General features: G+C 67.3%; 17 protein-coding genes and 1 tRNA gene. 6 read left to right on the top strand and 12 right to left on the bottom strand.

Features of this window, described 5'->3' with window-relative positions:
* Positions 1–89: 89 nt before the first annotated feature.
* Genes thrB through lysA form a run of 3 tightly spaced genes read right to left on the bottom strand, consistent with a single transcriptional unit; the run spans position 90 to position 3,806 of the window.
* Complete coding sequence (gene thrB, locus BN2660_RS12055; protein WP_091232206.1) at positions 90–1,019, bottom strand: homoserine kinase; 930 nt, start codon at positions 1,017–1,019, stop codon at positions 90–92.
* Positions 1,020–1,021: 2 nt separating this feature from the next.
* Positions 1,022–2,329 (bottom strand): homoserine dehydrogenase, encoded by a 1,308-nt coding sequence (locus tag BN2660_RS12050; protein WP_091232204.1) that lies wholly within the window; start codon positions 2,327–2,329, stop codon positions 1,022–1,024.
* A 58-nt stretch (positions 2,330–2,387) separates the two neighbouring features.
* On the bottom strand, positions 2,388–3,806 hold the full coding sequence (lysA, locus tag BN2660_RS12045) for a diaminopimelate decarboxylase (protein ID WP_176697182.1): 1,419 nt from the start codon (positions 3,804–3,806) through the stop codon (positions 2,388–2,390).
* Between the two features lie 152 nt (positions 3,807–3,958).
* Here lysA and BN2660_RS12040 point away from each other — a divergent pair, with 152 nt between their 5' ends.
* Positions 3,959–5,014, top strand: a complete 1,056-nt coding sequence (locus BN2660_RS12040; protein WP_091232199.1) for a YihY/virulence factor BrkB family protein — start codon at positions 3,959–3,961, stop codon at positions 5,012–5,014.
* 7 nt (positions 5,015–5,021) lie between these two features.
* Here the strand turns inward: BN2660_RS12040 and BN2660_RS12035 are convergent, their stop codons facing one another.
* Together BN2660_RS12035 and argS are read right to left on the bottom strand one after the other, a co-directional pair.
* Positions 5,022–5,876: an LmeA family phospholipid-binding protein gene (locus BN2660_RS12035; RefSeq protein WP_091232196.1), complete on the bottom strand. Its 855-nt coding sequence runs from the start codon at positions 5,874–5,876 to the stop codon at positions 5,022–5,024.
* Between the two features lie 38 nt (positions 5,877–5,914).
* Positions 5,915–7,579, bottom strand: a complete 1,665-nt coding sequence (gene argS, locus BN2660_RS12030; RefSeq protein WP_091232192.1) for an arginine--tRNA ligase — start codon at positions 7,577–7,579, stop codon at positions 5,915–5,917.
* 70 nt (positions 7,580–7,649) lie between these two features.
* Between argS and BN2660_RS12025 the strand changes: the two genes are divergently transcribed.
* Both BN2660_RS12025 and BN2660_RS12020 read left to right on the top strand, forming a co-directional pair.
* The gene (locus BN2660_RS12025) at positions 7,650–8,456 is read left to right on the top strand and encodes an SGNH/GDSL hydrolase family protein (protein WP_176697181.1); all 807 of its coding nucleotides are present in this window, start codon (positions 7,650–7,652) and stop codon (positions 8,454–8,456) included.
* A 16-nt stretch (positions 8,457–8,472) separates the two neighbouring features.
* Positions 8,473–8,545 (top strand) — tRNA-Arg (locus BN2660_RS12020).
* 235 nt (positions 8,546–8,780) lie between these two features.
* Here BN2660_RS12020 and BN2660_RS12015 read toward each other — a convergent pair.
* The 3 genes from BN2660_RS12015 to BN2660_RS12005 form a co-directional block, all read right to left on the bottom strand.
* Entirely contained in the window at positions 8,781–10,628 is a 1,848-nt protein-coding gene (locus BN2660_RS12015; RefSeq protein WP_091232189.1) for a hypothetical protein, read from the bottom strand.
* Entirely contained in the window at positions 10,625–11,410 is a 786-nt protein-coding gene (locus BN2660_RS12010; protein WP_141651289.1) for a site-specific integrase, read from the bottom strand. Before BN2660_RS12010 ends, BN2660_RS12015 begins: the two co-directional genes overlap by 4 nt.
* 587 nt (positions 11,411–11,997) lie before the next feature.
* Positions 11,998–12,870 (bottom strand): site-specific integrase, encoded by an 873-nt coding sequence (locus BN2660_RS12005; RefSeq protein ID WP_141651288.1) that lies wholly within the window; start codon positions 12,868–12,870, stop codon positions 11,998–12,000.
* 144 nt (positions 12,871–13,014) lie between these two features.
* Between BN2660_RS12005 and BN2660_RS16875 the strand changes: the two genes are divergently transcribed.
* Positions 13,015–13,443: a helicase associated domain-containing protein gene (locus BN2660_RS16875; RefSeq protein WP_091232183.1), complete on the top strand. Its 429-nt coding sequence runs from the start codon at positions 13,015–13,017 to the stop codon at positions 13,441–13,443.
* A 79-nt stretch (positions 13,444–13,522) separates the two neighbouring features.
* On the opposite strand, the gene BN2660_RS11995 is transcribed toward BN2660_RS16875, so the two are convergent.
* On the bottom strand, positions 13,523–15,172 hold the full coding sequence (locus tag BN2660_RS11995; protein ID WP_091232180.1) for a hypothetical protein: 1,650 nt from the start codon (positions 15,170–15,172) through the stop codon (positions 13,523–13,525).
* 257 nt (positions 15,173–15,429) lie between these two features.
* Between BN2660_RS11995 and BN2660_RS11990 the strand changes: the two genes are divergently transcribed.
* A complete protein-coding gene (locus BN2660_RS11990) occupies positions 15,430–16,449 on the top strand; it encodes a metallophosphoesterase (RefSeq protein WP_091232177.1) in 1,020 nt (339 codons plus the stop codon).
* Positions 16,446–16,829, top strand: coding sequence for a hypothetical protein (locus BN2660_RS11985; RefSeq protein WP_091232174.1), 384 nt, complete (start codon positions 16,446–16,448; stop codon positions 16,827–16,829). Before BN2660_RS11990 ends, BN2660_RS11985 begins: the two co-directional genes overlap by 4 nt.
* Before the next feature lie 62 nt (positions 16,830–16,891).
* On the opposite strand, the gene BN2660_RS11980 is transcribed toward BN2660_RS11985, so the two are convergent.
* The 3 genes from BN2660_RS11980 to BN2660_RS11970 all read right to left on the bottom strand — a co-directional run bounded on the left by BN2660_RS11980 (position 16,892) and on the right by BN2660_RS11970 (position 19,862).
* Entirely contained in the window at positions 16,892–17,479 is a 588-nt protein-coding gene (locus tag BN2660_RS11980) for a copper resistance CopC family protein (RefSeq protein WP_176697180.1), read from the bottom strand.
* Between the two features lie 74 nt (positions 17,480–17,553).
* A complete protein-coding gene (locus tag BN2660_RS11975; RefSeq protein WP_176697179.1) occupies positions 17,554–19,446 on the bottom strand; it encodes a bifunctional copper resistance protein CopD/cytochrome c oxidase assembly protein in 1,893 nt (630 codons plus the stop codon).
* Complete coding sequence (locus BN2660_RS11970; protein WP_255305185.1) at positions 19,443–19,862, bottom strand: DUF3515 family protein; 420 nt, start codon at positions 19,860–19,862, stop codon at positions 19,443–19,445. The genes BN2660_RS11975 and BN2660_RS11970 overlap by 4 nt, the downstream gene beginning before the upstream one ends.
* Positions 19,863–19,913: the final 51 nt, after the last annotated feature.

Genomic DNA, 19,913 nt, shown 5'->3' with positions numbered 1-19,913 from the left:
AGCCTGGGCACTGGGTACTCAGAGAGAACAGTGCATCAGGGGTTAACGTGCGGGTCTTGCAGAGTTGCAATGGGGCCAGAGTCACGTAGTTACGTGGAGCCCTCCGCTCGGTTCCCCACTGTACCACCACGGACGTCGACCGCGAGCAGCAGTGCATCCCACGGGGTGTCGGTCGTCGCGGCGGCGAGCTCGACGGCATCCTGGCGGCTGCCCGGACCGTCGGCGAGGACGAGGACACTGGGCCCTGCTCCGGAGACGACGGCGGCGAAGCCGGCGGCTCGCAGCGCCTGCACGAGGCGCTGCGTCTCGGGCATGGCCTCGGCCCGATAGTCCTGGTGGAGCCGATCTGCGGTCGCATCGAGCAGCAGCTCGGGACTCTGGGTGAGAGCGGCGATCAGCAGTGCGGAGCGGGACACGTTGAAGACGGCATCGGCCGTGGAGACGTGCGGGGGCTGCAGCGATCGCGCCTTGGAGGTCGACATCGTGTACGACGGCACCAGCACGAGGGGCGAGACACCCCGGTGCACCAGCAGCTTCTTGTGCTGCGGCCCTCGCTCGCCGGTCCAGGCGATCGTGAGACCGCCGAACAGCGCGGGTGCCACGTTGTCGGGATGACCCTCGATCTCTGTGGCGAGCCGGAGCATGTCCGTGTCGTCGATGTCCACGTCACCCGCGAGCAGTCCCTTGGCCGCGAGGATGCCGGCGGTGACGGCGGCCCCGGAGGATCCGAGCCCGCGGCCGTGCGGCACGCCGTTCTCGGCGACGATGCGCAGACCCGGCAGCGGCCGGTCGACGTCCGCGTACACATGGGCGATCGTGCGAACGATCAGGTTCGACTCGTCGCGCGGGATCTCGCCCGCGCCCGACCCGGCGACCTCGATCTCGAGCCGGCCCGCGGGGAGCTCGGTCACCTGCAGTGCGTCGTAGACGCTGAGGGCGAGGCCGAGCGTGTCGAAGCCGGGACCGAGGTTCGCACTGGTCGCGGGTACGGTCACCTCGACCGTTCGCCCTTGCGCCATCGTCACTCGCCTTCCACGCGCAGCACGGAGACCACGCGCTCGACGACGGAGCTGTCGGCGAGGGCGTCGACGGTGGCGGAGAGCGCCTCATCGGTCGCCCGGTGCGTGCCGATGATGAGGCGGGCCGTGGGCTCGTCCTCTCCTTCGACGGTCTGCACGACGGTCGCGACCGAGACTCCGCCGTCGCTGAGGATGCCGGCGACCGTGGCGAGCACGCCCGGAGCGTCGGAGACCTCGAGGGTGATCTGATAGCGGGTGGTGACGTGGCCGATCGGGACGACGGGAAGGTTCGCCCGCGTGGACTCGCCGACGCCCACGCCGCCTGCGATGTGGCGGCGCGCGGCGGAGACGACGTCGCCGAGCACCGCGGAGGCCGTCTGCACGCCACCCGCGCCGGCGCCGTAGAACATCAGCGAGCCGGCTGCCTCGGCCTCCACGAACACGGCGTTGTTGGCGCCGTGCACGGAGGCGAGCGGGTGGGACTGCGGCACGAGTGCCGGGTAGACGCGCACGGAGATCGACTCGGTGCCGTTCGCCTCGAGGCGCTCGCACACGGCGAGCAGCTTGATGACGAAGCCCGCCGCGCGGGCCTCCTGGATCATCGATGCGGTGATCGAGGAGATGCCCTCGCGATGCACGGCATCGAGCGGGACCGCGGTGTGGAAGGCGAGGCTCGCGAGGATCGCGGCCTTCTGCGCCGCGTCGTAGCCCTCGACGTCCGCCGTCGGGTCGGCCTCGGCGTATCCGAGGCGCTGGGCGTCGGCGAGCACGTCGGCGAAGTCGGCGCCCTCTGTGTCCATGCGGTCGAGGATGTAGTTCGTGGTCCCGTTCACGATGCCCATGATGCGCACGACGCGGTCGCCCGCGAGCGAGTCGCGCAGCGGACGGATGATGGGGATGGCTCCCGCTGCGGCCGCCTCGTAGTATACCGATGCGCCGACGCGGTCGGCCGCTTCGAAGAGCTCGGGACCGTGCGTGGCGAGGAGCGCCTTGTTGGCGGTGACCACGTCGGCTCCGGAGCCGATGGCCTGCAGGATGTTGGTGCGCGCCGGCTCGATGCCTCCGATCAGCTCGATGACGATGTCGGATCCGAGGATCAGCGACTCCGCATCGGTGGTGAAGAGCTCCCTCGGCAGGTCCACGTCGCGCTGCGCGTCGAGGTTGCGCACGGCGATGCCCGCCAGCTCGAGCGTGGCACCCGCGCGGTCCGCGAGCTCATCGCCGTGACGCAGCAGAAGGGCCGCGACCTGGGAGCCGACCGCTCCGGCGCCCAGCAGCGCCACGCGAAGTCGTCGGTACTCAGTCGTCATTGGTTCTCCTTCGGAGGGTGGATCGGTGGTCTCGTCGGCGTGGCGCGCGAAGCGCCGGTCACCGGTCGCTCGGGGCGGATCCTGCGGCGTCGATCCCGGCATCCCTCGAGAGGAGGTCTGCGACCGTCTCCCCTCGGACGATGACCGTCGCCCTGCCGTCACGGACGGAGACGATCGGGGGTCGAGGGACGTGGTTGTAGTTGCTCGCGAGCGACGCGCAGTAGGCGCCGGTCGCCGGAACCGCGAGCAGGTCTCCGGGTGCGACATCGCCCGGGAGGTACTCGTGGTCCACGACGATGTCGCCGGACTCGCAGTGCTTGCCGACCACTCGGCTCAGCTGCGGATCGCCGTCGCCGACCCGCGAGGCGAGGCGAGCGGAGAACTGCGCCCCGTAGAGCGCCGTCCGCGCGTTGTCGCTCATGCCGCCGTCGACGCTGATGTACCGGCGCACGATCCCAGAGCCCAGTTCGACGTCCTTGGTGGTGCCGACCTCGTAGAGGGTCACTCCCGCCGTGCCGACGATCGCACGCCCGGGCTCGAACGACAGCGCAGGGACGTCGATGCCTCGGGCGGCGCAGCCCTCGGCCACCGCGGCGACGATCTCGCCCGCGAGCGTCTCGATCGGCGTGGGGTCGTCGACGCTCGTGTAGGCGATGCCGAAGCCGCCGCCGAGATTGAGCTGGGGCACCGCGCCGCCGTCGAGCAGCGCCGCATGCAGGTCGAGGATGCGGGAGGCGGATTCGCGGAACCCGGCGACCCCGAAGATCTGGGAGCCGATGTGGCAGTGGAGTCCGGCGAAGTCGAGGCCGGGGATCTCCCTGATCCGCGCGACCGCCTGTGCGGCGTCAGGCAGCGGGAAGCCGAACTTCTGGTCCTCATGAGCCGTGGCGAGGAACTCGTGCGTCTCTGCGTGGACGCCGCTGATCACTCGCACCAGCACACGCTGCGTCGCCCCGGTGCGGGCGGTGATGGCCGCGAGCCGCTCGATCTCGATCGCGCTGTCGACGATGATCGAGCCGACCCCGACCTCGACGGCCCGCTCGAGCTCCCGCACCGACTTGTTGTTCCCGTGGAACCCGAGGGAGGCCGGCGCGACGCCTGCCGCCAGAGCGACCTCGAGTTCGCCGCCGGTGCACACGTCGACACGCAGACCCTCGTCGACGACCCATCGGGCGACCGTCGTGCTCAGGAAGGCCTTGCCCGCGTAATACACCTGGGCGGTCGTGCCGCTGTCCGCCGCCGCGGCGTCGAAGGCCGATCGGAACGCCCGCGCGCGGGACCGCACCTCGTCCTCGTCGAGAACGAGGAGAGGCGTGCCGAACGTCCGCGCCAGGTCGGTGGCGGCGACGCCGGCGAGCACCAGGGCTCCGTCGCGGTCGCGCGCGGCGGATGCGGGCCACACGGCAGGCGGGAGATCGTTCGCGTCCTCGGGGACGACGAGCCACTCCGGGGCCAGCGAGTCGGCAGGAGGAAGCACGGAACACCAATCGTGGGATGGGGCGCGCCGCGGTTTCGGGCACGGCGAGGTCGACCCCGATTCTAGGGCACTGCCCATTCCGCATCCGTCATGGTGACGCCCGGCGTCAAGCCCCTGTGGCGCGGCGCGCCGGACTCCTAGGGTGAGTGGTGATGAGCGACGAGAAGACGACCTCCGAACCGAAGCGCCCCGGCCTGATCCAGCGCGTGAGCAGTGCGACGATCCGGTGGGCGCTGGTGCGGCGCCCGGTCCGGGCCTTCCTCCTGTACAGCGAACGGCGAGGGGCCATGCTCGCCGACAGCGTCACGTACCGCGCACTCTTCAGCGTGTTCGCGGCCGTGCTGCTCGGCTTCTCCATCGCCGCGCTCTGGCTCTCGGGGAATCCCGATGCCTGGCGAGCGATCATCGACGCCGTGCAGTCGGTGGTGCCCGGCCTGATCGGCGACGGAGGCGTGATCGATCCCGCCGACCTGCGCGTGCCGTTGTCGCTGTCCATCGCCGGCGCGATCTCGTCGGTGGCCCTCGCGGGCTCGGCGCTCGCGGCGGTGGGCTCATTGCGCACAGCCGTGCGCGTCCTCTCCGGCACCGCGCAGGACGACATCCTCTGGATCTGGGTCCTCCTCCGCAACCTCCTGCTCGCGGTCGGCGTCGCAGTCCTGTTCGTCGCGGCGGCAGCGGTCACCTTCGTCGGGCGCATCGGGATCACGTGGATCGCGGGCCTGCTCGGAATCGGCGACGACTCCGCGGTCGCCACGTGGAGCATCCGCGCCGTCTCGCTGATCGTCGTGCTGGCGCTCGACACCGTCCTCATCGCCGCGGTGTTCCGTCTGCTGTCCGGTGTCCGAGCCTCCGCACGATCGTTGTGGATCGGCGCGCTCATCGGCGGCGCCGGACTGCTCGTGCTGCAGGAGCTGTCCGGTCTGTTCGTCGGCGGAGCCACGAGCAATCCGCTGCTTGCGTCATTCGCATCGCTGCTCGCGCTGCTGATCTGGTTGAACCTGTCGACCCAGGTCATCCTCATCGCGTGCGCGTACATCGTCACCTCGGAGGAGGAACGTCACGACCGCGTCCATGCGCGCTTCGGCGCCACGACGTTCGAGCAGCGTCGCGTGCAGCGCGCCGAAGCCGAGGTCGCGCTGGCGACGGCCACGCTGCGCACGGCGCAGAAGGCCGAGCGCGAGTCGAGGGGCGCGCCCACCGAGGGCTGACGGTCTGTCAGCCCTGCGGGCACACGCCCTTCTCGAGCAGGGTCTCGTCGGTGGCGATGTCGCCGTCGACGTCGACATCGATCACTGCGTCGCTCCCCTGCACCGTGAGGCCCGTGATGAGGATTCCGGCGGGAAGCTGGTCGGCGATGCAGATCCGCTGCGTCTCGGTGAGGCGCTCGCCCAGCGACCCGAGCGACGCACCCACCTGATCGGCGTCGACCTCGAGTCCGCCGATGGTCAGGCCGACCGGTGTGAGCTCCAGGTCGCCCTCGGCGATGCCCGGTGTGACGGTGAGTGAGACGGGGATCGAGATGCCGAGCACGGTGACCGATCCGCCGACCGTGGCGTTCGGCGCCTCGAGCGTGACGGTCTCGATGGGCAGGTCGGTGTCGGCGAGAAGCGCGGTGAACTGCGACTCGTCGATGCGGATCGTGCCCGACGCCCCGCCGAGGTCGCCGCCGCGCAACGGCACACCGGTGGCCGTCACGTCGGCGGCGCCGGTGATGCCCTCGAGCGTGACGGAGTCGGTCGACAGATGGAGGCTGTCGAGGCTTCCGCCGAGCAGCTGCGGGATCAGGATGCCGTCGGCCGCGACCTCGAGCTCCTGGTCCGCGGGTAGGTCGAGCTGCTCGATCACGACCGAGCGCACGATCCCCGGCAGCACCGCCCGGGCGATGAGCTCGGCCGCGACGGCGAGCAGGGCGAGGACGACGACCACGATCAGCAGCACCCAGGGCCACCGGCGGCGCTTCCGTGCGGGCTCGACCGCAGCATCCGCCCCGTCTCCCCCGCCGGGGATCACGAGCGTCGGATGCTCCGAGTCCGCGGCGGGATACGGGAGTGTGTGGTCGTCGTCGCTCATGCTGCCATCCTGCCTTACACGGCTGACGACACCACGGGTCACATGCGCTCGGGCGCCGAGACTCCGAGGAGGTCAAGTCCGTTGCGGAACACCTGACCTGCGGCATCGTTCAGCCACAGTCGAGTGCGGTGCACGCTCTCGATCGGGTCGTCGCCCTGCGGGATCACACGGCAGTTGTCGTACCAGCGGTGGTACAGGCCTGCGAGTTCCTCGAGGTAGCGGGCGACGCGGTGCGGTTCACGCACCTCCGCGGCGAACGCGACGATGCGCGGGAACTCCTGGAGCGCTCCGAGCAGAGCGGCCTCGGTCTCGTGGGTGAGCGTCTGCGGCTCGAACTCGGACCGGTCGACTCCCGAATCGGCGGCGTTGCGCGCCACGTTGTGCGTGCGGGCGTGGGCGTACTGGACGTAGAAGACCGGATTGTCGTTCGTGCGCTTCTGGAGCAGCTCCGGATCGAGCGCCAGCGGAGAGTCGGCGGGAGAACGCTCGAGCGAGTAGCGGAGAGCATCCGTGCCCAGCCATTCCCGCAGGTCGTCCATCTCGATGATGTTGCCGGCGCGCTTGCTGAGGCGTGCACCGCCGACCGATACGAGCTGTCCGATCAGCACCTCGACGTTCTTCTCGGGGTCCTCGCCCGCGGCGCCGGCGATCGCCTTGAGACGGTGGACGTACCCGTGGTGGTCGGCACCGAGGAGGTAGAGCTTGTATTCGAAACCGCGGTCGCCCTTGTTGAGGTAGTACGCGGCGTCAGCGGCGAAGTACGTGTACTCCCCGTTCGAGCGACGGATCACCCGATCCTTGTCGTCGCCGAAGTCGGTCGTGCGCACCCACACGGCGCCCTCGTCGTCGAAGACGTGACCCTGCTCGCGCAGGCGCTCCACGGCCTCGTCGACGACGCTCACGCCGTCGTCGTTCTTCGCATGCAGGAGTCGCTCGGAGAACCAGACGTCGAAATCGACGTTGAACTTCGAGAGGGACTCCTTCTGCTCCTCGAGCTGGAAGCCGTAGGCGAGCTCGCGGGTCACGACGACCTGCTCCTCGGCGTCGAGGTCGAGCAGGTCCGGACGCGCCGCCTGCACGCGCACTGCGAGGTCTCCGATGTAGCTGCCCGCGTAGCCGCCCTCCGGCGTGGGCTCACCCTTGACCGCCGCGAGCACGGAGTGGGCGAAGCGCTCCATCTGCACGCCGGCGTCGTTGATGTAGTACTCCCTGGCCACCGTCGCGCCGGACGCCGCGAGGACGCGGGCGATCGCATCGCCGAGTGCGGCCCAGCGCGTGTGCCCGATGTGCAGCGGACCGGTCGGGTTCGCGCTCACGAACTCGATGTTGATGCTGCGGCCGGCCTGGGTCTGGTTGTGCCCGTAGGTCTCACCGGCGTCGACGATGACCTTCGCGAGCGCGCCCGCGGCTGCCGCGTCGAGACGGATGTTGATGAAGCCCGGCCCCGCCACCTCGGCGCTCGCGACGCCCTCGACCTGTGCCAGACCGTCGGCGATCTGCAGGGCGAGCTCGCGCGGGTTGGTGCCCAGCTGCTTCGCCACCCGCATCGCGACGTTCGATGCCCAGTCGCCGTGGTCGCGATTGCGAGGGCGCTCGAGCACGATGTCGGATGCGGCGAGCGCGAGCGGCTCGCCGGGACGTCGTTCCTCGGCGATCGGTGCGAGGACGGCGAGGAGGGCTTCGGCGAGCGTTTCAGGGTTCATAGGCCTCCCAGTTTACGGCGCGTCACCTGCCGGAATTTGCGGCGGCCGATTCCTGATCTACAGTCATGCCATGACCGCCGCCTCGACCCGCCGTCGCCTGCCCCTCGCGGGGGTGACGGTCGCCGTGATCCTGGCGATCGCGGCGCTCGTCCTGGGGATCCTCCGACCGTGGTCCGGTGCCCCTTCGTCCGACCCCGTGGGCGCCGCGGCCTCGAACGACTCTGCCGTCGCGATCGCCCCTGCTCCCCTGCTCCTCCCCGAGGATCCGACCGTCCTCGTCTTCGGCGATTCGTGGACGTACGGATCCGCGGCCACGGAACCCACGCTCGGGTACGCCTACGTGCTCGCCGACCTGCTGGACGGCGAGACGATCGTCAACGGCGTCCGGGGCAGCGGATACCTGAAGCCCGGGCTCGACGGTCCCGCGTTCGGAGAGCGAATCGCCGCCCTCGACCCCGGCCTCGCGCCCGACCTCGTCGTGATGCAGGGATCCATCAACGATCGCGAGCAGGGTGCGGCGGGCTACCGCGAGGCGGTCGACGCCGCGTGGGACGCCATGTCGGCGAAGTACCCCGACGCGACGATCGTCATCCTCGGCCCGGCGCCGCACGAGCTGCCCGTCGGGGCCGGCACGGCACGCATCGACGTCGATCTGGGCGAGCTCGCCGCCGCACGCGGCTGGTGGTACATCTCCCCCATCGCCGATGGCTGGATCAGCACGCAGAACTACCTCTCCGTCATCGACGTCGACCTCGGGCGGCGGCACCCGTCCACGGACGGCCACCGCTACCTCGCCGAGAAGGTCGCGGCCGCCCTCGCGGAGCTCGGCGACGCGCCCGTGACCGAGGCCGGGTCGGAGACCGCACCCGAGCAGTGATATCGTCGTTCGGTACGCCTCCGTAGCTCAGTGGATAGAGCGCCGGTTTCCGGTACCGTAGGTCGCAGGTTCGACTCCTGTCGGGGGCACATCGGGTTGTACGCGGATGGTATGTGAATACGTACGCGCAACCCCCAAATACGAGAAAAGCCGCCTGGTTTCAGGCGGCTTTTCTCGTTCGTGCCGGTCGAGGGGCACAGTCATAGGGAGTCTGACGACCGCCGACCACAGAAAAGGCCCGGGGGGCGACGTCAGAACCCGGAGTTGGGCATGCTGACGCCGACCTTCGAGCCGGTGATCTAACTGGTGGAGCGGAGCCGTGGGCTATGTACGGACGGGATTACGTGTTGCTCGACCGCGCTGGTGCGTGACGCGCTGCTGAGGGGAGCTGCGGCGTGGCTTGCGCTTCTTGGCGCGCGGAGCTTCAATCCCCGCCTCGTAGTCGAGACCGTCTTCGATCTTCTGAGCGGCGAAGTCCCGGATCTTGTCGAGGTTCGCTGCGACCACGGTCATCGTCGCGAGGAAGTACTGTGCAGCGGAGCCACGGAGGCGACGGCGCGAACCGTCTTCAAGGGCGTGTGTACCGCCATCCTTGAGATAGGCGTTGAAGGACTCGACGCTGTTCCGGCCGTGGCCGTACATCTCGCGCCACGGCTTGGAGCCGTACTGATACTCCTGGGCGAACTTGCCGCCCGCCTCGGCCGGGAAGTGAACACTGGTCACGTTGTCGCACACCTTCGCAGGGCCCTCCACGGGGCGCCTGATGATCGTGAGAGGCACCTTGCCCGACGCGATCTTGTTCGGCTTGCGCGGGCAGGAAGCGGTGGGGGTGTTGGCGCCCGCTGGGCAGGACCACGGCCTCTTCCCGTTTGCCTTCTGCGCACCCTTCGTGCTGAAGAGGTATGGTGCTCGTGCTTCGACATCGCTGAGCCATTGCTCGAGCCGCTGTCTGGCCCGAGCAGCGCGCTGCGACTTCGTCAACGAACGGTTCTTGTCGTCAGCGTCCTCGCCGGCCCGGTAGCGCTTGCTCGCGTCGATGAGCGTCTGCGGCATCGAGGCGCAGTACCAGTTGCCGTCGACCATGATGGCCCCTGCGTAGCTGTCCTGGTAGCCGAGGAAGTTCTTGTGGTAATCCATGACGAGTTTCGCACCGGTGGAGCGAAGATAGTTCTGAAGGTCGGCTTCCTTGGCGCCTGGAAGGTACGCGCGGTCCCCGATGACGTGGTCGAGCTGGAGACCGCGACTCACGATGTTCTCGAACATCGCTCGTGCCGCTTTGCCCGGTCCAAACGCCGGGGCGTGATGTCCAATGCCGACAACGATGTGCGGGATGTCCTCGGGACGCGTCGGGTCATTGCTCGTGAGAACTCCCAGCTCGAGTTCGTAGGCGTACTTCATCTTCCTGATGGACGTCTTGCCATCATCAGAGTGGTCATCGGTTTCCCGCGCCCAGAACGCCGCGTCGGGTTCGATGGAGACGGTCTCCTCGGCTCCGAGCTTGGAAAGTCGGGTGACGCCGACACCTCGCGCATGGACGCGAACAGCCGTCGCGTCGATGGTGACGGAGACCTTGTCGGAGCGCAGGCGCTTGGGCATCCACAGGTAGGTGGCGTGCAGGAGCAGGTTCATCAGCTCGTCGGCGCGGTGCGCGCGGACGGAGAGCACCTCGGCGATCTCTTCGCGATCCGCGCGGACGCGGTCCCACTCCTGTTTCTGGAGGCGGCGATGCCTGTTGAAGATGGGGTGGTAGTCGATGAGGCTCATGATGCGGTTGGTCGACCGGCGGGCGCGCTCGTACCAGCCGTCCGGGCTGACTGTCGCATCAAGGGTGATGCCGAGAATGGCGGCAGTCTCGGGCGTCAACCGTTCGGTGATGATGTCCCGCAGCTTCTTGAGCTGCAGGGGCTGGTGCTCCCAGGCCAGCACCAGCCACAGGATGAGGATCCCCCGCATGGGCACGGAGGCCGGCCTGCCCCCTCGGATCGGTGCATGAACTTCGTGGTCCCACTGGGCGAGCAGCTCAGGAATGCCGACGCTGTCGATGAGCTTGGCGCATTGCTGCACCATTCCGGTCGCGACCGGTCCGCGAGCACGAGGGTCGAAGAGCATCTCCTCGAGTTCAGCGTTGTCGTCGAGGAAGAGATCGTTCTTCTTGGGTTTGTCCGTTCTCATCGGCCCGCACCCGTCATGCGGAGCGCCTCGTAGGACCGGTCGGCCGAAATTGGCCGGACGAAGCTCATCGCCCGACGGAGCGAGTCCGTAGACGTCATCCCGGATGCGGGCAACAGTGCGGCGAGGGGCGTTCCGGCGTCGAGATGGGCGACCAGCCACGTCATCCGCAGGCGTGCCGCGGTGGGCTTCACTTCTCCCTTCGACGTCCGAAGGACATGTTGCATCGCCCCATACCGGTGAGTTGCATGAGGCGCCACGACGAGTGCATCGGTCGGGTTATCAGCCATGACCTTGGCAATGCACTCCTCCCAGCGGTCGACGACAGGAACGATTCGCCCGTCGCGCGCAACGCGGACGGCGAGGACTCCGTCGAGGTCGAGCAGGTCCCTGCCTCGCACGGCGAGGATCTCGCCAGAGGTCAAGCCACACCCGACGCCGAGGGCGAAGATCGCCATGCACGCTGCCCGCTGGTGGTCAGTGCGCTGGTAGGAAGCCCAGTGGTGGAAGGTCGCGAGTTCATCGTCGGAGTACGGGCGCTCAGGCTCCGACGCGGTCGAGACCGCCCGCTTCTCGACCGACGGGGTCATCCCAGCCAGACGCCGAAGCATCTTGCGCTCCCGTTCGGCCATGACCGGAACGACCTCTTTCGCGCGGTCGACCGTGTAGACGTCGATGATGTCTTCCGACAGAGCCTCGTGGAGCTCCACCATGCCTGTCTGCACGATCCAGTCTCCGAAGAACGCGAGCGACCGCTGGTGCTCGTCGATCTGACGCTCACTCATATCGGTGCATCGCTCGGCGATGGTTTCGTCGACGAAGGGCTGAACGCGCGTCCAAGTCGCCGATCCGAGCATCGGGTTGTAGTGGGAGTTGGTGACTGGAGAGGATTTCGTCATGCCGCCCCTGTGCGCGGCCCTTTCGCATCGCTCGCGAAAGTATGACTCTTGCAGTCATAGATCGCGCTGATGTGATCCTTCCCGTCACTCGAACTGCAAGGATGGAGGTATGCCTACGACTCGACGCACTCCCCGGGCCTATGCACCCAATCCCGGTCGGTTCGGCCACCACGGAGTACGACGAACCTGGAGCAAGCTCCCCGATGATCCGGTCGAACGAGCCCGGAGCCGCGCAGCTCAGCTTCAGGACTCCGCGGTCGGACTGGTGCTCGCCGGGCTCAAGGCGGGGCGATTCAAGCGCGTAGATCTTCTTGAGCGCACCGGGTGGGGACGCGAACGGTTGTCGCGCCTGATGAACGGGAACACTCCCGCGGGCCTGGACGATCTGATGCTTCTGCTCGATGCTGCCGGAGTCCCGTTCTCGGCGGTTGCGTGGCCCGCGTCCGAAGAGCGGCATCGAGAACGGCAACGACTCACCGACGTGCGGGACTACTTGGCGCAGGCGCAACAGAAGGTGCAGGAAGATATCGCTCGAATCGAGCGAGAGCGCCCAACGACCTGATCCCCGCGGCGTACTTGAGATCCTGAACCGGCATCCCCTCTGCCATCCGCCGCACGAGCCAGGTGGCGCGCATCCGCTGCGGCATCGGTCGAAGCTGGTCCCCGTGAGTCACTCGCACGAAGTCGCCGATCTTGTTCTTGTACCAGCGAACGCCCGGGACGAACAGCGGACCACAGTCGGGGCCGGCGACGAGTTCGGCCAGGGTGACGGTCCACTCTTCATCGACAGGGACAACTCGTTCACGCGGACCGAAGACGTGCACCCGCGCGCCATCCTCCGTGATGTCCCGCGCGTTGACCGCGCAGACCTCTGATGCGGCGAGTCCGGCTCCTACCCCGAGAGCCAGTAGCGCCCACGCGTCCCGCCGTCGGCTTTCACGTTGCACGGCCGCCCACAGGCGGAGCTCCGCCACCTCGAGACCTGTATAGGGTGCGCTCGGCTCCGACCCGTACAGCGGGGGTAGTGACCGCTCCACGACTCCGAGCTCCTCCGCAACCCGAAGCAACACAGCGCGCCGCCGACCGAGCGAGGCTTCGGAGCGCATGGGCAGTTGCTGTACAGCGACGGCGATGACGTCTTTCCGAAAGAGGAACTCCCGCTCCAACGGCAACCCCGAAACCACATGCGCCCACCGCGCGTGGTGCTGCACCGCCGTCAACAGATCAGCTGTTCGATATGACAACCTCCGCGCGACATCGTCGACCACGCTCTCGGCGAACCGGAGCGCATCGGCCTCGGGCGGGCTGGCGTTCTCACCTTTCATGGACGGCTTCGGCGAAGTCATGATCCACTCCCCTGCACTCGAGCTCGGCACCTGCGACTCCGCAACGGTAGGACTCCCGCTCGCGGACACGTCGCATCAACTGCGAGCACGGGCATCGCCCGCGGCGTGTCACTCCCGCGGATCAGGACCGCGCATGCCTAACGCATGCACACACCACGCAAGACCCCCGGATCGGGACGAGACCGCGGCCCTTGGTGGGCCAACTACGAAAAGGTCGCGGAGCAGGCGCACGCCCTCGGACGCCTTCCGCGTCTCAGCGACGGCGTTCCCGCCGACATCGTCGGATGGGCGTCCGGCCAGCGCCGCGCAACGACCTTGACCGCGGATCAGAAGGTCGCGCTCGCGGCGTTGCCCGGGTGGAGCGAACGCCCACGCGCAGATGCCTGGGAGGAGCGAGCAGACGAGCTGCGTCGGTTCATCGCGACCGAAGGCCGAGCACCGCGGATTCGAGGCGCACTCCCCGGCGAGTCAGCCCTAGCCCATTGGTTCTCCCGACAGCGCGTCGCAGAAGCTGCGGGCCGGCTCACGGCTGAGCGCGCCCGACTTCTCGGTTACGCGACGCGCACACTCTGAAAGGAGCGACCACGCGCCTCGCCTTGGCGGGAATGCAAGAACGGGCTGTCCGCGGTGGACAGCCCGTTCTCGGTTGGCGCTAGTTGCCGGCTTCTCGCTTCTTGCATGGGGATGACGACGTCTTGCCGACGGCCGGGCACATCAGAACCGGTTGCCGCAACTGCTTCGGTCGGCAGTCCGACGACTCACGCGACACCGGCGGCGCGGCGGCCGGTGCCAGCGGGGGAAGCACCACTGTGCGAGTGCGAGGACGCTGCTGGGCTGCACGGAAGTCCTCCAGGATGCGTGCGTTCGTTCCGACGACCTCGAGCAAGCCGAGGAACGCGAGAGCAGTGGCGCCCCGCATCCGTCGACGTCCGGGCCGATTCTGCTCGGTGCGGGACAACGCTGCGGCGTAGGTCTCGAATGCTCCCCGGCCCATGCCGTTCACCTTGTTCCATTGCTCGGACTTGTACGGGTAGTGCTGCTCGTCGCGGTCGCTCACATCCGTAGCACGGGGATGCTGCCGGGAGAACTCTGCGCGGGCGGTCACCTTCTTCTTCAACACCTTCGCCGCCTCCATACGGTCACTGAGTGCGGCACCGCCGCGGACGCTGGCGAACTCCCTCCCCGCATCCTGCAACTCGACCGGTAGCGACGGGGCATACCAAGTGCCATCGACGAGGATTCCCGTGTCCGACAACGCCTGAACCCCGAGTCTGTTCGTCGGGTAGTCCGCGACGAGCTTCACCCCGAGATTCATCAGCGGGGTGCGCAGGACATCCGGGCGAGTTGCCATGTATGCACGGTCGAGGACGACGTGGTCGAGTCCAGCACCGCGTCCTGCGATGTCGTGGAGCATCTCCGCCGCCGCGGTCGCGAAGCCGGAGCTCGGCAGGTGCGGGTTGAAGCCGATGACGATGTTCGGCACGGAGCGCGGCTGGCCAGGATCGCTGGAGATCAGCACGGCGAGCTCGTCCTCCCACCCATACCGCGCCTGGCGGTCCGCACCCGTCGGGTCCTGGACCCAGAAGCCGGCGTCAGGCTCCAGCGAGACGCGCCCGGTGTCACCGAGTGCGTCCATGCGCCGCTGTCCGACCCCACGGACCCCGGCGCTCCGAAAGCGGCTGTCGACCACGACACTCACCCCCTGCTGTGAGTCACTCACTGCTGCGATCTTGTGCTGGGCTTCGAGGAGCCTGTTGGCGAAGGCAAGAAACCGCTTGCGCCGCTGCTCGAGTTCGACCGAGATGCTGGCGCGTTCTGCCAGAACACCATCCCACTCACCCTTTGTGAGACGTCGTCCGCGGGTGGAGGTCGGGAACGCGTCCATGAGGTCGGTGAGGGCGACCGTCGCACGGCGGACCATGCGCGCGACCTGCTCCCGGCTGTGCTTCAAGAAGTCGTCCGTCAAGCCGAGCGCTCGGCGGCGTGCGGGCGTCAGGTGCTCACTCAGCGCCGAAGTCACGTTCGAGATGGTCGACTCCCTCTGGGCGAGCTCAAGGGCGATCCATACGGCGAGCACCTGTCGAGCAGACAGGCGCGTCGCTCGGACCGTCTTCCCGTCCTCGGTGGCCCATTCGACGAAGAGGTCTGCGACACCCGATGCATCGACGAGAGCCATGGCTTCCTGAAGGGTCGCGGTTGGGATGGGAGCGTGCGGACGAGAGTCGAGCTGAAGGAATCGGTCGTTCACAGCGGTGAACGCGTCGGAGTTGTTGATGGTCATGTTGATAGCTGAGTTGTTCATGTCTGACTTGTGCGCGGCACTCTCCCACTTCTGCGAACATGTGACGTTAGTGATCACAAATTCTGCTAACTTGATCCAAACACGCACATACTGGTCCATCTCACAGTTTCGAACAGCGGCTCGCTCGCACTTGATGCGGATTCTCCGCGCTCTGGATGGAGGACTTCGGCAATGTGGTGACGACAACTATCGAAATGGTTCTCGATCCATCACCGAGCCCTTGAGGCGTCGAACGAGCCTGGGCAGAAAGGCCACGCGTGAGAACTCTCGAGCACACGCCCGCCATCGACCTCCCCGATCAACGAGTCGCGGTGTGCGGGGACTGGCATGGGAATCAGGGGTGGGCTCGGATGATATCCCGGGTGTTGCCCACCCTCGCGCCCGACGTCAAAACGATGCTGCACCTCGGCGACTGGTGGATGCCGCCGGGCGCAATCGACGAGATCTTCGCCGACACCAGCATCGACCGCTTCTACGTCGTAGTCGGAAACCACGAGGATTTTGGCCAAATCACGCCACTCCTCGAGAAGCACCCCGGCGAAGCGGTCCGCGTCTCGAAGTTCACCTGGATACTCCCGCGGCCGGCACGCCTCACCATCGGCGGACGCTCAGTTCTCGCCCTCGGGGGTGCTTCATCCGTTGACCGTGAGTCCCGACAGGAAGGGCTGACCTGGTGGCCGGATGAGGCAGTGACCGACGAAAACGTCTCGGCAGCAGTCGCCGGCGGCGCCGCGGACCTGATGCTCACCCATGAGTCCCCGGCCAACACCCCGGTTCGATCCGTTCAGAAGATCCTCCGCACTAATCCGAATTGGTTCACCAAGACTGCGCTCGAGGCGTCCGCCGCGTCACGCGCGCGAATCAGTGAAGTGTGGGATGCGGTGCGTCCCGAGCTGCTTGCTCATGGGCACCTGCATGCACCGGGCGGCGGCAAGACTGAAGACGGTCGCCGGGTCGCGAGCCTGGGAAAAGACGGTCAGGAGGCGAACCTCGCAATCCTCGATATGAAGACGTTGAGGATGGCGACGCCAAGCCTTGCCATCATCCGCAGCATGGCGGACCAGTGGGAGGACGACTACCTCGCGCGTGAGAAGCGTGCGAAGGGCGCCGCTGAAGCGCTGCACTCAGGGGCCTTGGACGGGCTCGCGCCAACTCCGGATGCCATCCGCGATGCCCGAGACTACGTCGACGGGCGGCGTACCCTCGACGAACTCATCGAAGACGTCCGTCGCCGTCACACTCGTCCCCCGAAGGGTGACCCCGAGGGCAAGCTATGACCGATGACGAATCGCCGAACCCGTGGGCAAAGATTATCGGTCCCTGCTACACGACGACGGGTCTTGCGCGGACGCTCGGATGGACGGAGGCCAAGGTCGCTGACGCAGGCGAGACTCTGCAGCTGCTCGTGCTCGAAACCGGTGACGGAGTCACGCTGTACCCGGCATTCCAGCTCCACGACGGTCGCGTTGTGGACGGGCTGAGCGACGTCCTGGCGGTACTGCAGACAGGGACCGCAGGCCACTGGACCTGGGCAAAGTGGCTGAACATCGCGCTCCCTGACAAAGATCCGCCGCGCGCCATCGATGCGCTACGCGTCGGACGCCTCGACGAGGTGCTGCGCGATGCCGAGCACGACGCCTGGGCTTGGCGTTCGTGACCGACGATCTCTTCGACGCCCTAGCGGAGCGGACGGCTTCCATCCGCCGCGACGGATAACCGCTACTCCTCCCCAGGATGCCGTCGGCGCACACGACCCACGACCCACGTCGTCACGACGACGAGCGCGCCGACGACCGCAACCGTCAGAACGATGGGCACCACGATTGCAGCCGCGTTCTCGGAGCTCGACGGCGTCGCTGCTGGCGAAGTCGGCGGTGAGGCTGCATCGGTGATGCCCGGGCTTGCGGACGGCGACGGCTCAGCCGTTTCCAGCTGGGGCTGCGCGCGGGTTGTCTCGTTGCCGCACGCCGGCAGGTCCCATCCGAGGCCCGGGGCGCTGGAATCGGGCGCTACGTAGGTGAACGTGTATCCCTCGGAGATAGGGTGACCGTCGCTGGACACGGCTGTCCAGACAACGGAGTACAGGCCGGAGGGGCCGAGGCTGACCGGAGTGGAGAGCACGTTCTGGTTGATGGTGGAGCAAGACGACTCGTAGTACAGGCCGTCAGGACCTTGGACCTGAGCGAAGCTCGACTGGCTGAAGTCGATGAGCTCACCGCTGAACGTGAGAACAACAGCGTCGACTTGCGTGACGGTTTCATCCGCGGCGGGGAACGCGTCCGAGAGATTGTCGTGGGCGATAGCCACGGACGCGGGTCCCCACGTCAAGATCGCGGCAACCGTTACGACTGCGGCGGCATACCACGGTGCCCTGCTGTGTGTCATTTCTTGATTCCGTTCGTTGTAGGCGTTGATGGGAGGGGTTTCTGGTGGTGAACCCAGCTGACCTGCTGCCCTGCAGCCAGAAGAACTAGGACCACACCGATGGACAACAGAATCCTTCCGCCGTGAGCCTGATCTTCGAGAGGCTCAGTCCCCCATGTCCGCCCCATCGCTCCGTACCATTCGGCGGCCATCAGGTCCGGACGACCGGCGACGAGAACGGCGAGGGCTGTCGTCGTCGCGGCGACTCCCACCAGGATGAGAGCGGCCCAGCGGCGCGGTCGTTCATCATCCACGCTCGCGGTGGTCATAGAGGCCATGAGTAGATACCCGACCGCCAGCAGCAAGGCGATCACGAGTTCATAACCCAGTTGATCGTAGAGCGACCAGCGCAGGGCGTCTGTCGCGAAGAGTCCCCACAAGGTGACAGCGAACAGCAAGCCTGCGCTGGTTGGGCGGAGCATCCAGCGGATCACAGGAGAACCCTCGACGAGCGACAACCACTCGTGGGGTCCACGAGAGCCATCTCTGCGTGGGTGCATGGTTCGGCCGGCAAGTGAGACAGGAGCTGCGAAAGAGAGAAGAAGCGGGATAGCGACGAGCAGAAGGCAGACGGCGAGCATCCGCATGCTGATGAGGTAGTGGCCATAGACCGCCGGCGCCCCGCTGGTAGCCCACAACAACAGCATCATGGCTGCGACCCAACTCGCTACGCGCCGTGCGGGCCATCGCTGCCCCGCCTGCAGCAATCGCCGAATGCCGATGGCGTAGAGGAGCGATGCGAAACCGACGACGAACAGCCACAGCAGATCCGGGCTCCAGGCCACGAACCATTGGACGCCTGTGAGCGGCGCAGGCACTGGTCCATCGGTGAGGATCTCGGCGGCAGTGGACTGCGCGGCGGGGGCTATGTCCGCCGGAGCCGCCGTGCGCGCGAGCGCCGCCGCCGCACCGCTGGCGATACCCATGAACGCGAGTTCGATGCAGACGAAGACCCAGAACACTCGCGAGCCGCCACTCGCCGCTGCGATAAGGCGCCGCCGGTACAGCGCGCCGAGAACGCCCATCACTACCAGAGCGAGCACTTTCGAGATGAGGATTGCACCGTAGGGAGTTGCAAGCTCGTCCCAGCGCCCCAGGGCGGTGAGCGCGCGAAAGTAGCCGGAGATCGCGACCACGACGAATGTCACCAGGGCCACTGTCGAGTATCGGCGCAGCAGGTTGCCGAGCAGCGCTGGTGAGACCGCTGGTCGCAGGAGGACGAGCAAGAGCAGTCCTCCTAACCAGATGGCGGCGGCGAGGACATGAAGCACCAGTGACATCACCGCAGCGTCGTGATTCGCCAGCTCCCCGGAGTGACCTTGAGTCGCCATCGGAACCAACGTGATCAACGCGACGATTGTCGTGAACATCACTGAGCCGTACCCTCGCACGGCGAACGCGAGCACGGTGACGACGGCGGCGAAGATCACGGTGACGAGCCAAGCGCGGCCGAGCTCGGTTTCCAAAAGATATCGACCGAGCTGTGCACCGAACTCTGCCCCTAGATCCACCTTCGCATTAAAGGAAGACAGGAATGTCAGAAACGCGACGGCAGCACTGGCAAGGGTCAGAGCGGCCGCGCCTGCTGACGCCGTGTCCAAGCTCACCATGAAGGGCTTCGTTCCAGCGACGAGCGCAAAGGAGGCCAGCACGAGCGAGCCCGCCATTAAAGCCCCAGAGAGATTGACGAGCAGCTTGGCGAGGGGAAGTCCCCATCGAACCAGCGGTCCGGGGTCGCTGATAAGTCGTGGAGCAGCACCGTGGCCGATGACCAAGGCGAGAGCGAGGGCGAGGACTGCAGTGACGATGAGAATTGTGGGGCCGGCAACCCGAAGTACGGAGTAACTCACGGCGCGTCCGCTCCTGCATCGGCGTCCGTGGGATCGCCGGTGGTGGCGACGGCGCATCCGCTCGTCGCCGGTATCTGTTGCACGGCCCCGGCGAGGGACTCGAGAACGCTGTCGGCTGAGATTGTGGTCGTGTCGACGGAGACCTGCACGGCGGGCTCTCGTCCATATGTCGTCATGAGCAGATTCGGGCTTTCCGATTCGTCTACGATCCATTCCGCTCCACCGAGGCTGACGCATTGCTGATCCGTCGGCGGCGGAGCTCCGACCCCGCAGGTGAGGCGGACTGCGCTCGGCGTCCCCCACGCAGCGGTTGCCTGCGCGTCCGTCCACACCCTCGACTGTTCCCCGAGCGACGCCGGGAGGCGGACGATGACCTCCGCGCACGCGGGGTCATTGGCGGAGATCGCCGGTTCCATATGAACGGTTGGCGCACACCCGGCGAGTGCCGAAGCGATTCCCAGTGCTGC

Source organism: Microbacterium sp. 3J1 (assembly GCF_001049495.1).
In the GTDB taxonomy this organism is placed as follows: Bacteria; Actinomycetota; Actinomycetes; order Actinomycetales; family Microbacteriaceae; genus Microbacterium.
Note: the sequence above shows the minus strand (reverse complement) of the source record. Positions and strands in the feature narration are given on the sequence as shown.